Origin of the sequence: Xanthomonas vasicola pv. musacearum NCPPB 4379 (assembly GCF_000277895.2) — a bacterium.
Classification (GTDB): Bacteria; Pseudomonadota; Gammaproteobacteria; order Xanthomonadales; family Xanthomonadaceae; genus Xanthomonas; species Xanthomonas vasicola.
Map to the genome: position 1 here is coordinate 4,334,164 of NZ_CP034655.1, position 13,583 is coordinate 4,347,746.

General features: G+C 61.3%; 13 protein-coding genes. 7 read left to right on the plus strand and 6 right to left on the minus strand.

Annotation, left to right across the window (positions count from 1 at the left end; translation table 11 throughout):
- Both KWO_RS19925 and KWO_RS19930 read right to left on the minus strand, forming a co-directional pair.
- Positions 1 to 639, minus strand: a complete 639-nt coding sequence (locus KWO_RS19925) for a CoA transferase subunit B (RefSeq protein ID WP_010365618.1) — start codon at positions 637 to 639, stop codon at positions 1 to 3.
- On the minus strand, positions 639 to 1,370 hold the full coding sequence (locus KWO_RS19930) for a CoA transferase subunit A (RefSeq protein WP_010365620.1): 732 nt from the start codon (positions 1,368 to 1,370) through the stop codon (positions 639 to 641). The genes KWO_RS19925 and KWO_RS19930 overlap by 1 nt, the downstream gene beginning before the upstream one ends.
- Positions 1,371 to 1,503: 133 nt before the next feature.
- Between KWO_RS19930 and KWO_RS19935 the strand changes: the two genes are divergently transcribed.
- Both KWO_RS19935 and KWO_RS19940 read left to right on the plus strand, forming a co-directional pair.
- The gene (locus KWO_RS19935) at positions 1,504 to 2,850 is read left to right on the plus strand and encodes a phosphohexomutase domain-containing protein (RefSeq protein WP_010377790.1); all 1,347 of its coding nucleotides are present in this window, start codon (positions 1,504 to 1,506) and stop codon (positions 2,848 to 2,850) included.
- Between the two features lie 45 nt (positions 2,851 to 2,895).
- Positions 2,896 to 4,299: a mannose-1-phosphate guanylyltransferase/mannose-6-phosphate isomerase gene (locus KWO_RS19940; protein ID WP_010365623.1), complete on the plus strand. Its 1,404-nt coding sequence runs from the start codon at positions 2,896 to 2,898 to the stop codon at positions 4,297 to 4,299.
- A gap of 117 nt (positions 4,300 to 4,416) precedes the next feature.
- Here the strand turns inward: KWO_RS19940 and rfbD are convergent, their stop codons facing one another.
- The 4 genes from rfbD to rfbB are packed head-to-tail and all read right to left on the minus strand — an operon-like array spanning position 4,417 to position 7,872.
- Positions 4,417 to 5,325, minus strand: a complete 909-nt coding sequence (gene rfbD, locus KWO_RS19945) for a dTDP-4-dehydrorhamnose reductase (RefSeq protein WP_010365625.1) — start codon at positions 5,323 to 5,325, stop codon at positions 4,417 to 4,419.
- Positions 5,322 to 5,879, minus strand: coding sequence for a dTDP-4-dehydrorhamnose 3,5-epimerase (gene rfbC / locus KWO_RS19950; RefSeq protein WP_010377788.1), 558 nt, complete (start codon positions 5,877 to 5,879; stop codon positions 5,322 to 5,324). Before rfbC ends, rfbD begins: the two co-directional genes overlap by 4 nt.
- The gene (gene rfbA, locus KWO_RS19955; RefSeq protein WP_010377786.1) at positions 5,876 to 6,763 is read right to left on the minus strand and encodes a glucose-1-phosphate thymidylyltransferase RfbA; all 888 of its coding nucleotides are present in this window, start codon (positions 6,761 to 6,763) and stop codon (positions 5,876 to 5,878) included. The genes rfbC and rfbA overlap by 4 nt, the downstream gene beginning before the upstream one ends.
- Positions 6,764 to 6,816: 53 nt before the next feature.
- Entirely contained in the window at positions 6,817 to 7,872 is a 1,056-nt protein-coding gene (rfbB, locus tag KWO_RS19960) for a dTDP-glucose 4,6-dehydratase (RefSeq protein WP_010377784.1), read from the minus strand.
- A 226-nt stretch (positions 7,873 to 8,098) separates the two neighbouring features.
- Here rfbB and KWO_RS19965 point away from each other — a divergent pair, with 226 nt between their 5' ends.
- From KWO_RS19965 to KWO_RS19985, 5 genes are all read left to right on the plus strand, one after another.
- The gene (locus tag KWO_RS19965) at positions 8,099 to 8,845 is read left to right on the plus strand and encodes an electron transfer flavoprotein subunit beta/FixA family protein (protein WP_010377782.1); all 747 of its coding nucleotides are present in this window, start codon (positions 8,099 to 8,101) and stop codon (positions 8,843 to 8,845) included.
- Positions 8,845 to 9,789 (plus strand): electron transfer flavoprotein subunit alpha/FixB family protein, encoded by a 945-nt coding sequence (locus KWO_RS19970; RefSeq protein ID WP_010377779.1) that lies wholly within the window; start codon positions 8,845 to 8,847, stop codon positions 9,787 to 9,789. The genes KWO_RS19965 and KWO_RS19970 overlap by 1 nt, the downstream gene beginning before the upstream one ends.
- Positions 9,790 to 9,804: 15 nt before the next feature.
- On the plus strand, positions 9,805 to 10,791 hold the full coding sequence (locus tag KWO_RS19975; RefSeq protein WP_010377776.1) for a lysylphosphatidylglycerol synthase transmembrane domain-containing protein: 987 nt from the start codon (positions 9,805 to 9,807) through the stop codon (positions 10,789 to 10,791).
- A gap of 102 nt (positions 10,792 to 10,893) precedes the next feature.
- Positions 10,894 to 12,282 (plus strand): UbiA family prenyltransferase, encoded by a 1,389-nt coding sequence (locus tag KWO_RS19980; RefSeq protein ID WP_010377774.1) that lies wholly within the window; start codon positions 10,894 to 10,896, stop codon positions 12,280 to 12,282.
- Complete coding sequence (locus KWO_RS19985) at positions 12,282 to 13,583, plus strand: FAD-binding oxidoreductase (protein WP_010377772.1); 1,302 nt, start codon at positions 12,282 to 12,284, stop codon at positions 13,581 to 13,583. Before KWO_RS19980 ends, KWO_RS19985 begins: the two co-directional genes overlap by 1 nt.

Here is a 13,583-nt window from a genome sequence, read left to right on the forward strand (position 1 = left end):
TCACGGCTGAGACGTCAAGATCTCCACACCGGTCTTCTGGCGCAACTCTTCCAGCGCCACACCTTCTGCAGCCTCCACCAGCACCAACCCATCTGCAGTGACATCGAACACCGCCAGGTCGGTAATGATGCGATCCACCACGCCGACGCCGGTCAGTGGCAGGTCGCATTCGCGCAGGATCTTGTGGCTGCCGTCTTTGGCGACGTGTTCCATCAGCACTACCACGCGCTTGACGCCGGCCACCAGGTCCATTGCGCCGCCCATGCCCTTGACCATCTTGCCGGGCACCATCCAGTTGGCCAGGTCACCGCGCTCGGTGACCTGCATTGCGCCGAGAATGGCCAGGTCGATATGCCCGCCACGGATCATCGCGAACGAATCGTGGCTACCGAAATAACTGGCACCCGCACGCGCGGTCACGGTCTGTTTGCCTGCGTTGATCAGGTCTGCGTCCACCTCGTCTTCGGTAGGAAACGGGCCAATGCCGAGCAGGCCGTTCTCCGATTGCAGCCACACATCCACACCGTCGGGGATGTGATTGGCTACCAACGTCGGCAAGCCGATGCCCAGGTTGACACAAGCGCCATCGGTCAGTTCGCGTGCCGCGCGTGCGGCCATCTGGTCTCTGGTCCAGGCCATTACTGCTGTCCTTGGCGCACGGTGCGCTGTTCGATGCGTTTTTCCGGCGAGGCGTTGAGCACCAGGCGGTCCACGTAAATACCAGGCAGATGCACCTGATCCGGGTCGATCACGCCCAGCTCCACGATTTCCTCCACCTCAGCAATGCACACGCGCCCGGCCATGGCGCAGGCCGGATTGAAATTGCGCGCCGTCTTGCGAAACACCAGATTGCCCGCGGTATCGGCGCGCCATGCCTTGACCAGCGCCACATCGGCGTGCAACGCAGTTTCCAGCACATAGTGCTTGCCGTCGAATTCGCGCGTTTCCTTGCCCTCGGCCACAATCGTGCCGTAGCCAGTGGCCGTGTAAAACGCAGGAATGCCCGCCCCAGCCGCACGTAAACGCTCGGCCAGGGTGCCTTGCGGATTGAACTCCAGCTCAAGTTCGCCGGCCAGGTATTGGCGCTCGAACTCCTTGTTTTCGCCCACATAGGACGAAATCATCTTGCGGATCTGCCGGGTGGCCAATAATTGACCAAGCCCGAAACCGTCGACGCCAGCGTTGTTGGAGATCACGGTCAAACCGCCGATCCCACTGTCGCGCACGGCTGCAATCAATGCCTCCGGAATGCCACACAACCCAAAGCCGCCCACTGCCAGGGTTTGACCATCGGCCAGCACCCCATCCAGCGCTGCTTTGGCATCGGCATAGCGTTTGCCGCTTGCCCCATCGCTCACTTCATTGCGCATCACCGCCCTCACCCGCTGATGTGAAGCGCTCATTCTATCCGCTGACTGTTCCCTGTCCCCGGTCGCAATTCCGCCACACCCAAGACACGGCCCAGCCGCTAAACTCGGGTGTCCCCCACTTCAGGATTTGTCCATGACGCTACCCGCCTTCAAGGCCTACGACATTCGCGGCCGTGTGCCGGATGAACTCAACGAGGACTTGGCCCGCCGCATCGGTGTGGCGCTGGCGGCGCAGCTGGATCAGGGGCCCGTGGTCCTGGGCCACGATGTGCGCCTGGCGAGCCCGGCGTTGCAGGAAGCGCTCTCGGCTGGTCTGCGCGCCAGCGGCCGTGAAGTGATCGATATCGGCCTGTGCGGCACCGAGGAGGTCTATTTCCAGACCGATTACCTCAAGGCCGCCGGCGGGGTGATGGTTACCGCCAGTCACAACCCGATGGACTACAACGGCATGAAGCTGGTCCGCGAGCAAGCGCGGCCGATCAGCTCGGACACCGGCCTGTTTGCCATTCGCGACACGGTCGCGGCCGATACCGCTGCGCCGGGCGAACCTACCGCGGGTGAGCAGAGCCGCACCGACAAGACTGCTTACCTGGAGCACCTGCTCAGCTACGTGGACCGCAGCACGCTCAAGCCGCTCAAGCTGGTGGTCAACGCCGGCAACGGCGGCGCCGGGCTGATCGTCGATCTGCTCGCGCCGCATCTGCCGTTCGAATTCGTGCGCGTGTTCCATGAGCCCGATGGCAACTTCCCCAACGGCATCCCCAATCCGCTGCTACCGGAAAACCGTGACGCCACGGCCAAGGCAGTGAAGGACCACGGCGCCGATTTCGGCATCGCGTGGGACGGCGACTTCGATCGCTGCTTCTTCTTCGATCACACCGGCCGCTTCATCGAAGGCTATTACCTGGTCGGCCTGCTCGCGCAAGCCATCCTGGCCAAGCAGCCGGGCGGCAAGGTCGTGCACGACCCGCGCCTGACCTGGAACACGGTTGAGCAGGTTGAAGAAGCCGGCGGTATTCCGGTGCTGTGCAAGAGCGGCCATGCCTTCATCAAGGAAAAAATGCGCAGCGAAAATGCCGTCTATGGCGGCGAAATGAGCGCGCACCACTATTTCCGTGAGTTCGCCTACGCCGACTCCGGCATGATTCCGTGGTTGCTGATCGCAGAGTTGGTGTCGCAGTCGGGCCGCTCGCTGGCCGATCTGGTCGAAGCGCGCATGCAGAAATTTCCCTGCAGCGGCGAGATCAACTTCAAGGTGGCCGATGCCAAGGCCTCGGTCGCCCGCGTGATGGAGCATTACGCGTCGCTGTCGCCGGAGCTCGACTACACCGATGGCATCAGCGCCGATTTTGGCGAATGGCGTTTCAACCTGCGCAGCTCCAACACCGAGCCGCTGCTGCGTCTGAACGTGGAAACGCGCGGCGATGCCGCACTGCTGGAAAGCCGCACGCAGGAAATTTCCAATCTGCTGCGCGGCTGATTGACCCCTCTCCCATCTAGACGCACTTTGGAGTTTCCCCCGCCCATGAGCGACGTCCTACCCATTATTTTGTCCGGCGGCTCCGGCACGCGCCTATGGCCGCTGTCGCGCGAGTCCTATCCGAAGCAGTTCCTGCCGCTGGTCGGCGACAAGAGCATGCTGCAGTCCACCTGGCTACGTGCAGCTCCTGTTGCAGGCCACGCCCCCATCGTGGTTGCCAATGAAGAACACCGCTTCATGGCGGCTGAGCAGTTGCAGCAGTTGGGCGTGAAGCCATCGGCGATCTTGTTGGAGCCGAAGGGACGTAATACGGCCCCGGCGATTGCGGTTGCCGCACTCGAAGCGACCCGCGACGGTGCCGACCCGTTGCTACTGGTGCTGCCTTCGGATCATGTCATCGGTAACGAGGCGGCATTCCAGGCAGCGGTGAAGGTTGCGGCCGAAGCGGCCGCACAGGGCAAACTGGTCACCTTCGGCATCAAGCCGACTGCACCTGAAACCGGCTACGGCTACATCAAGGCCGGTGCTGGCACTGGTGTGAGCGCGGTCGAGCGCTTCGTCGAGAAGCCCGATCTGGCGACTGCGCAAGGCTACCTGGCAAGCGGCGAGTACTACTGGAACAGCGGCATGTTCCTGTTCCGCGCGTCGCGTTACCTGGAAGAATTGCGCAAGTTTCATCCTGCCATCGCCGATGCGTGTCAGAAGGCGTGGGAAGGTGGCAAGCGCGATGCTGATTTCACCCGTCTGGACAAGGACGCTTTCGCTGCCAGCCCGTCGGATTCGATTGACTATGCGGTGATGGAAAAGACCGCCGACGCGGTTGTGGTGCCATTGGATGCCGGCTGGAACGATGTCGGTTCGTGGTCCTCGCTGCTGGATGTCTCCACGCAGGATGCGCAAGGCAACGCGCATCATGGCGATGTGATCCAGCTGGATTGCCAGAACACCTATGCATACGGTTCGCGCCTGATCGCAATGGTCGGGCTGGAGGATGTGGTGGTCGTCGAGACGCCGGATGCCGTACTGGTCGGTCACCGCGACCGCATCCAGGAGGTCAAGGACGTGGTCAGCCAGATCAAGACGGCCGGCCGTTCCGAGGCAACCTGGCACCGCAAGGTCTATCGTCCTTGGGGTGCTTACGATTCCATCGACATGGGCCAGCGTCATCAGGTCAAGCGCATCACCGTCAAACCCGGTGCGGTGCTGAGCCTGCAGATGCATCACCACCGTGCCGAGCACTGGATCGTGGTGAGTGGCACTGCCGAAGTGACGCGCGGTGAAGAAGTGCTGCTGCTGACCGAAAACCAGAGTACCTACATCCCGCTGGGCGTCACCCATCGCCTGCGCAATCCGGGCAAGTTGCCGCTGGAATTGATTGAAGTACAGTCCGGCAGCTATCTGGGCGAAGACGATATCGTGCGCTTTGAAGACACCTACGGCCGGGCGTGATCGGTCGTTTGTAAAAGGTTGCGCCGTATAAGCAAACAGCCGGGAATTCCCGGCTGTTTGCCTTTCGGAGGGTGGGCATTAGGCGTGAATGCCGCCCGTCTTCGACTTGCTATCGAACTACTTCTTCGCCGCAGACAACTCGGCAATCACACGCTGCAGGCCAATGCGCCACTCGGGCAATTCGATGCCGAAGTCGCTCTGCAATTTATCGATGGACAACCGCGAATACGCAGGACGCTTGGCCGGTGTCGGGTAGTCGGCCGTCGTAATCGGCACCACGCGCGGTGCACGCTCGAGCAGACCGGCACTGACCGCTTCTTCGAAGATGGCCTCGGCAAAGCCATGCCAGCTGGTCTGGCCAGCTGCGGTGAGATGCCAGGTACCGGATGTGTCGGGTGTGCGCTGACGCAGCAACTGCGCAGTGACATCGGCGATCAAAGCAGCTGGTGTCGGTGTTCCAATCTGATCGGCCACCACACGCAGCTCGTCGCGCTCTGCACCCACCCGCAACATCGTGCGCAGGAAGTTCGCGCCATGCGAGGCGTACACCCAAGCAGTGCGCAGGATCAGATGCTGCGCGCCGGAGGCACGAATGGCCTGCTCGCCAGCAAGCTTGGTTTCGCCGTACACGCCGAGTGGCGAGGTGTGTGCGTCCTCACGATATGGCGCTGTACCCTGGCCGTCGAAAACGTAATCGGTGGAGTAATGCACAAGCGGCACACGATTGGACGCGCACCAGGCTGCGATGACGCCGGGCGCCGTCGCATTGGCACGGACCGCACTTTCGCGATCCTGCTCGGCACCATCCACCGCCGTGTAAGCGGCGGCATTGACTACGCGCGATGGTCTGACCCTATCCAGCAAGGCGCTCAGCGTCTCAGGTGCATTGAAGTCTGCTGTTTCGCACGTACTGCCGTCAGGCAACTGACCACTACGGGTAGTGGCCTGAACTGGGCCATCGACTGCCAGCGCACGTAGCAATTCCGTACCCACCTGCCCATTTGCACCAAGAACCAGCGTGGTCACGGCGTATACACCGGCAAGCGTTCGGCGGGCACATCGGCCAGGAACGGCGCAGCGGCGTCCTTTGCAGAAAGCAACGGATTGCTGATCGGCCAATCGATACCAATCGCCGCATCATCCCAGCGCACGCCGGCATCGGCCTCTTTCACGTAGACGTCGGTGCATAGGTAGCTGAACACTGCTCGCTCCGACAGCACTGCAAAGCCGTGGGCAAACCCTTCTGGAATCCAGAACTGCTTTTTATTTTCTGCACTTAGCACCACCGCTGCCCACTGCCCGAAGTTGGGCGAGCCATGGCGGACATCGACCGCCACATCGTAGACCTCACCTTCCAGCACGCTGACCAGCTTGCCCTGAGGACGCGGCCACTGGTAATGCAAACCACGCAGCACGCCTTTGGCCGACGTTGAGACATTGCTCTGCACGAACTGCGTCGGCAGGCCATGTTGCCCGAAGCGCTCGGCATTCCACGTTTCAAAGAAATATCCACGCTCATCGCCGAACACTGCCGGCTCGATGACGACACAACCTGGTAAACGCGTTTCGACGATTTTCACGGTACTACTCCTCGCACAGCCAATTCGTGCAAATATTTGCCATAGTCGTTTTTCAGCAACGGAGCGGCAAGGCGCTCCAATTGCTCCGCATCGATCCAGCCCTGACCGAATGCAATTTCTTCGGGGCAGCACACCTGCAGGCCCTGACGCATCTGGATGGTCTCGATGAAGTTGGCCGCTTCGTGCAGCGATTGGTGCGTGCCGGTATCCAGCCATGCATACCCTCGCCCCAGCGGCTCAAGATGCAGGTCGCCTGCATCGAGATAGCAGCGATTGAGATCGGTAATCTCCAGCTCTCCACGCGGCGAGGGTTTCAAGGCAGCAGCATACTCGCTGGCTTTTCCATCGTAGAAATACAGACCGGTGACTGCATAATTGGAACGAGGCTTCTCCGGCTTTTCGGCGATATCGATGACTTTGCCTTGCTGATCGAATTCGGCCACGCCATAGCGCTCAGGATCGTTGACCCAATAGCCGAAGACGGTTGCTCCGTGCTCACGCGCATCCGCGCGGCGTAGCGTCTCGGTCAAACCGTGGCCATGAAAAATATTGTCGCCCAAAGCCAGGCAACTTGGCTTGCCATCGACAAAGTCGCGACCGATCAAATACGCCTGCGCAAGCCCGTCCGGGCTGGGCTGTACGGCGTATTGAATATTAATTCCCCATTGAGAGCCGTCGCCCAACAAGGATTGAAATAACGCCTGCTCATGCGGCGTATTGATGATCAAGATATCGCGAATACCCGCAAGCATCAGGACGCTAAGCGGGTAATAAATCATCGGCTTGTCATACACCGGCAACAGCTGCTTGCTGACGCCTTTGGTGATCGGATACAGGCGCGTACCCGAGCCACCAGCCAAAATAATGCCTTTACGTTGTGTCATGAGATAGTTCCTTGTGAGGCCCACACAACTGCGCGGGCTCTTGCGGGGGCGCTTTACGCCGAGGCGCCGATCCGTTCCAGCCGGTAGCTGCCATCCAGCACGCCCTGTACCCATGCCTGGTTGGTCAGGTACCACTCCACAGTCTGCGCGATGCCTTGCTCGAACGTGTAGGCAGGTTCCCAACCCAGTTCCTTCTTCAGCTTCGAGGCGTCGATCGCGTAACGGCGGTCATGACCCGGGCGATCCGTCACATAGGTGATCTGGCTCGCACGCGGCTTACCATCGTCACGTGGACGATGCTGATCCAGCAGTGCGCAGATCGCCTGCACGACTTCGATATTCTGGCGTTCCGAATTGCCGCCCACGTTGTAGGTCTCGCCGACCTTGCCCTTTGCCAGCACGGTACGAATCGCCTCGCAGTGGTCGCTGACGAACAGCCAGTCGCGCACCTGCTTGCCATCGCCGTAAACCGGCAGTGGCTCGCCGGCCAGCGCTTTGGCGATGACCAACGGAATGAGCTTTTCGGGGAAGTGGTAGGGACCGTAATTGTTCGAACAATTTGTGGTCAATACCGGTAGACCGTAGGTGTGGTGGAACGCACGCACCAGATGATCCGAGGCCGCCTTGGACGCCGAATACGGCGAGTTCGGCGCGTAAGGCGTAGTTTCTGTGAACTTTCCGGTCTCACCGAGCGTTCCATAGACCTCGTCTGTGGACACGTGCAGGAAGCGGAAGGCATCGCTACGCGCAGCAGGCAGCGCCTTCCAATAGTCGCGCACTGCTTCAAGCAAGGCCAACGTCCCGACGACGTTGGTTTGAATAAACGCGCCCGGGCCTTCGATCGAGCGATCTACATGGCTCTCGGCTGCGAAATTCAGCACTGCATCGGGCTGGTGCTCCTGCAGCAGGCGAGCGACCAGAGCGCCATCGCCGATATCGCCCTTGACGAAAACGTGGTCCGGATTACCCTCCAAGGATGCCAACGTGTTCAGGTTTCCCGCATAGGTCAGCGCATCGAGATTGACCACGCGCACCCCGCGAGCCACTGCTTCAAGAACAAAGTTGCCACCGATGAAGCCGGCACCGCCGGTCACTAGCCAAGTTGCCACTGCTGATCTCCTGGTGCGCGCGAGCCGCGCTGCGTTTTCAAACCACACAGGATATACCGGTCAAAGCGCTACCGAACCTAAGCATTGTCAACCAAGGCCGCTAGGTGCTGCTCCGCAGCAACCATACGCCATCGCATGGTGCGCCGCGCCCGGTTAGAATGACCGCACTCCCGAGCCTGCCGCCGCGGCCGGGCCTTCCCGCAATAGCTGAAGGATCTCGTACACGATGAAAATCCTCGTCGCCTACAAGCGCGTGGTGGACTACAACGTCCGCATTCAGGTCAAGCCGGATGGCTCCGGCGTGGTGACCGAGGGCGTCAAGCTCTCGCCCAACCCGTTCGACGAAATCGCCCTGGAAGAAGCATTGCGCCTGCGCGATGCCGGCATCGCCACGGAAGTCGTGGTCGCCACCCTGGCGCCGGCCGATGCGGCTGCGCACCTGCGCAACGGCCTGGCCATGGGCGCCAATCGCGCAATCCATGTGGTGACCGATGCGGCTGTTCAGCCGCTGACCGCCGCGCGCGCGCTGCTCAAATTGGTCGAGAAGGAACAGCCGGATCTGGTCATCCTCGGCAAGCAGGCCATCGACGACGACGCCAATCAGACCGGCCAGATGCTCGCCACCCTCTGGGGCCGCCCGCAGGCCACCTTCGCCGGCAAGCTCGTCGTTGCCGATGGCAAGGCCACGGTGACGCGCGAGGTCGATGCCGGCCTGGAGACGCTGGAAATTGACCTGCCGGCAGTGATCACCACCGATCTGCGCCTGAACGAGCCGCGCTTCATCAAGCTGCCGGACATCATGAAGGCCAAGAGCAAGCCACTGGAAACGCTGGCGTTTGCCGACCTGGGCGTCGACGCGCATGACAGCCTGACCACCACGCACTACGCCGCGCCGTCCAAGCGCAGCCGCGGTGTGATGGTCAAGGACGCCGCCGAGCTGGTGGCCGCACTCAAGCAGAAGGGGTTGCTGTAATGGCCAAGGTTCTCGTTGTTGCCGAACATCTCAACGGTCAGCTCAATGCGGCCACCGCCAAGACCCTCAGCGCTGCGCTGGCGATCTCGGCCGACTCAATTGATGTGGTTGTGCTGGCTGCCGACCCGGCCGCGGTTGCAGCGCAGGCCGCGCAGTTAGCCGGTGTTACCCGAGTGTTGACGGTGGCGAACGCCGCAAACGAACACGCCATCGCGCAGGTGCTGGGGCCGCAGATCGCCCAGCTTGCCGGCCAGGGCTACACGCATGTCTTCGGACCCTCCACCACCTTCGGCAAGGACCTGATGCCGGTCGTGGCTGCGCTGCTGGGCGTCAACCAGATCTCCGATCTGATGTCGGTCGAAGACGCTTACACCTTCAAGCGTCCGATCTATGCAGGCAACGCCATCATCACCGTCAAGGCCCCGGCCGAGCATATCGTGGTCGCGACAGTGCGCAGCGCCTCCTGGCCGGAAGCGGCCGGCGGTGGAAGCGCGACGGTCGAGGCGGCCACGGTGGAGGCCGCGTTGCCGACCCATACCCGTTTTGTCGGTCTGGCCGCAGGCAGCTCCGATCGCCCCGACCTGCAGAGCGCAAAGCGCGTGGTCTCCGGCGGCCGCGGCGTCGGTTCTGCAGAGAACTTCAAGCACATCTACAGCCTGGCCGACAAACTCGGCGCTGCCGTGGGCGCCTCGCGCGCTGCGGTCGATGCCGGTTACGTGCCCAACGAACTGCAGGTCGGCCAGACCGGCAAGATCATCGCCCCTGAGCTGTACATGGCAATCGGCATCAGTGGCGCCATCCAGCATCTGACCGGCATCAAAGACGCCGGCACGATCGTGGCGATCAACAAGGATCCGGAGTCGCCGATCTTTGAGATTGCGGATATTGGATTGGTGGGGGATTTGTTCACGCTGCTACCGGAGCTGGAGGCTGCGCTGGGCTGAGGTCCATCTGCTGCAATGGACTCACCCTCGCCCCCTGTCATCGACGGTGTCGCAAAATTGCGGCACCGTCTGGATTATCTGGCCGCCTTTGTTGTCCTGCTCTGCGCCAGTTACGTCGCCGTCTTGGTCTGGGTGGACAACGGAAACGGAACGTTTTCGCGTCTGAGTGACGTCTGGCACCTGATGCTGCTTGCAGTCGTGCCGGTCTCGCTGACCTACCTTTTTCGGTACTGGCGCTGGCAATGGCTGCTCGGTCGCAAAGGACATCACGTACCAATAGGACTTGGCCTGGCTGGCTATTTGGCAGGCTTCGCGCTGACCGCTACTCCCGGCAAGGCAGGCGAGCTGATGCGGATCCGTTACTTCGCGCGGATGGGTATTCCGGCCGAGCGCACCTTGGGTGTCTTCGTTTTCGAGCGCGCATCCGATCTGCTGGTCATCCTGTCGCTGTCTTTGCTGGCCGCGTCGGTATTTCCTACCTTGGGCGCGCTAGCCGCAGTAGTGCTGGGATTTGTCTGCGTGCTGTTCGGTGCGGCCGCTTGGCCAGCCTTATTGGACAACTTGGCAGATTTGACCGCGCGCCTTCCCGGCCGCTGGCTGCGACGTCTCGCTCACTTTTGCCTTGCGGCAGCCTTGGAACTGCGTAGCTGCCTGGATTTGCCAGCGTTCGGGCAAAGCATGCTTGCCGGAGTCATCGCCTGGGGACTGACATCGGCAGTTTTTTTGAGTCTGTGCATCGGCATGGGCTTGCACCTGGAGCCTATTGTCGCGTTCGGTATTTACCCGCTTGCGATGCTGATCGGCGCGCTGTCGTTCGTCCCCGGTGGCGTTGGCACGACCGAATTGGCTATCATATTGATGCTCAATCGACTCGGAGTTTCTACTGCAGACGCCATTGCAGTCGCTGTCGCGGCGCGCTTGGTGACACTGTGGTACGCCATTCTCGTGGGCGCTGTGTCCGTGCTTGCCGCAGAATTCGCCATTCGCAAGAGCGCGCGGTGATCGGCAGGTATAATCGGCGCCCCGCAATGGATCGCCAGGCAGTCGATGTCCGCCCCTACCAGCAGCTCCACCCGTCCGGTTGTTTCGGGACGCGCCTTGTGCGTGGATCTGGATGGCACGCTTTTGAATTCGGACATTCTCTACGAGTCGGTGCTGGCGTTGCTGGCACGGAACCCGCTGTACCTGTTCTTGCTGCCGTTGTGGCTGCTGCGTGGTAAGGCCGCGCTAAAGCGGGAGCTTGCCTCCCGCGTCGTCCTGCCTGCAGAGACCTTGCCCTACAACCACCAAGTGCTAGAGATGTTGCGCACCACGACGCAACGTCCGCGTGTGCTGTGCACGGCGTCCGACGCACTCTTGGTGCAGCCTATTGCAGAGCATCTAGGTCTCTTCGAGCAGGTCATTGCCAGTGATGGCAAGCGCAATCTGTCTGGTCGCAACAAGGCGGATGTGCTCGTCGAGGCGTTTGGTCAAGGCAACTTTGATTACGCGGGCAACGGCAGCGTGGATTTGCACGTGTGGGACAAAGCCGGTGGCGCCTGGGTCGTCAACAACGGTGACGCACTTGCCAAAGCGGCCGCGCAGCGCACAACGGTGCATGCGCATTGGCCTACCCCGCCGCGCGCCCGTGCATGGCTGAAAGCGTTGCGCCTGCATCAATGGTTGAAGAATCTGCTGGTATTCGTTCCTCTGCTGACCGCGCACCGCTTCCTGGATCTGGAATCGGTCCTGCAATCCACGATCGCGCTGGTCGCGTTCGGGCTATGCGCCTCTGGCGTCTATGTGCTCAATGATTTGCTGGACCTGACGCCTGACCGTCAGCATCCGCGCAAGCGCAAGCGCCCGTTTGCGGCAGGTCGGCTTCCTCTTTTGCAGGGCCTGCTGGTTGCCCCTGCACTGACAGTGGCAGGCCTGCTGCTGTCGCTGGCGTGCAACATCGAATTTACCCTGGTCTTGCTTGCTTACTACGTCATGACCTTGGCGTATTCGCTGCGCTTGAAGCGGATCGTAATGATCGACGTGGTGCTGCTCGCAGCGCTCTACACCGTCCGCATCATCGGGGGGGCGGTGGCGATTGGCATCGAACTATCGTTCTGGCTGTTGGCGTTTTCGATGTTCATGTTCCTGTCGCTTGCGCTGCTCAAGCGCTACACGGAACTGCATGCCATGTTGAGCAGCGGCAAGACCAGGGCCAGTGGCCGCGCCTATTCGGTAGAGGATCTCTCGCTGTTGCAATCGATGGGCGCAGCGGCCGGCTACATTGCGGTAATGGTGATGGCGCTGTACATCAACAGCCCCGAGAGCGTGGAGCTGTACCGCAATCCCAAGCTGCTCTGGCTGGTGTGTCCGGTGTTGCTGTACTGGGTGAGCAGGGTCTGGATCATTGCGCATCGCGGGGAGATGCATGATGACCCGATCGTATTCGCTGCCACCGACCGCGTCAGCCAGATCGTTGTGGTGCTGTGCGGGTTGTTCGCCCTGAGCGCCATCTGATGGCGGCGGGGCAGTCCTGGGGCCGCTATCCCAGAGCGCAGCACACGCTGCTACCGATCAACGATCGCGCGGCAAACCTACCACCATTCGACGGCCTTGCCCTGCCGCGTGGTAACGGACGCAGTTATGGCGACAGCTGCCTAAACCCGGACGGTGCGCTGCTGTGCGCACGCGGGCTTGATCGCTTTATCGCGTTTGATCCGGCCAGTGGCGTACTTCGCTGTGAGGCAGGCGTCACGCTTAACGAGATTATCGAACTGGTTTTGCCGCAAGGCTGGTTTCTGCCAGTAACGCCCGGCACCCGCTACGTCACCGTTGCCGGCGCAATTGCCAACGATGTGCATGGCAAGAACCACCATCGCACCGGCAATTTTGGTCACCATGTGCGCGCATTCGAACTGCTGCGTAGCGACGGCGAGCGGCGCGTGTGTATGCCAAATGATGCCGACGACTGGTTTGCAGCCACCGTCGGCGGGCTGGGGCTTACGGGCCTGATCACCTGGGCTGAAATCCAGTTACGCCGCGTCGGCAGTCCCACACTGGAAGCAGAAAACATTCGCTTCGGCTCGCTCGATGAATTCTTTGAGTTATCGAAGGCATCGGCGGAAAGCCACGAGTACAGCGTGGCCTGGATCGACTGTCTGGCAAGCGGCACGTCACGCGGACGTGGGCACTTCACCCGTGCCGATCACTGCATCGGGCTTGCTCAGGAACAGCCGAAATCGCCGGGCGCAGGTTTATCCATGCCTGTCACCCCACCAATTTCGTTGGTGAACAAGTTATCCCTGCGGCCTTTCAACGCACTTTACTACTGGCGCCAGCCCGCGCCGCGCAAACGCTTCGTCAGCCACCTCTTACCGTTTTTTTACCCACTTGACGGCATCCGTGACTGGAACCGCATGTACGGACCTTCGGGCTTTCTGCAATACCAATGTGTCTTGCCGCCCGCAACCGCGCGGGACGGCGTTGACGCGCTGCTTGCCGAGATCGCGCGCAGCGGCAGCGGCTCGTTCCTGGCTGTGTTGAAAGAATTCGGCGACACACCTTCCATCGGCATGTTGTCTTTTCCAAGGCCGGGTACGACCTTGGCGTTGGACTTTCCCAACACTGGTCCTGACGTCTTCCGCCTGCTTGAGCGACTCGACCGCATCGTCGACGAGGCAGGCGGCGCTCTGTACCCTGCCAAGGACGCACGTATGGCAGCACAGTCGTTTCAGCGTGCCTATGGTCGCTGGCGCGAGTTCGGCAGCTATCTCGATCCACGTTTTTCTTCCGGCTTTTGGCGCCGGGTCACGGAGTAG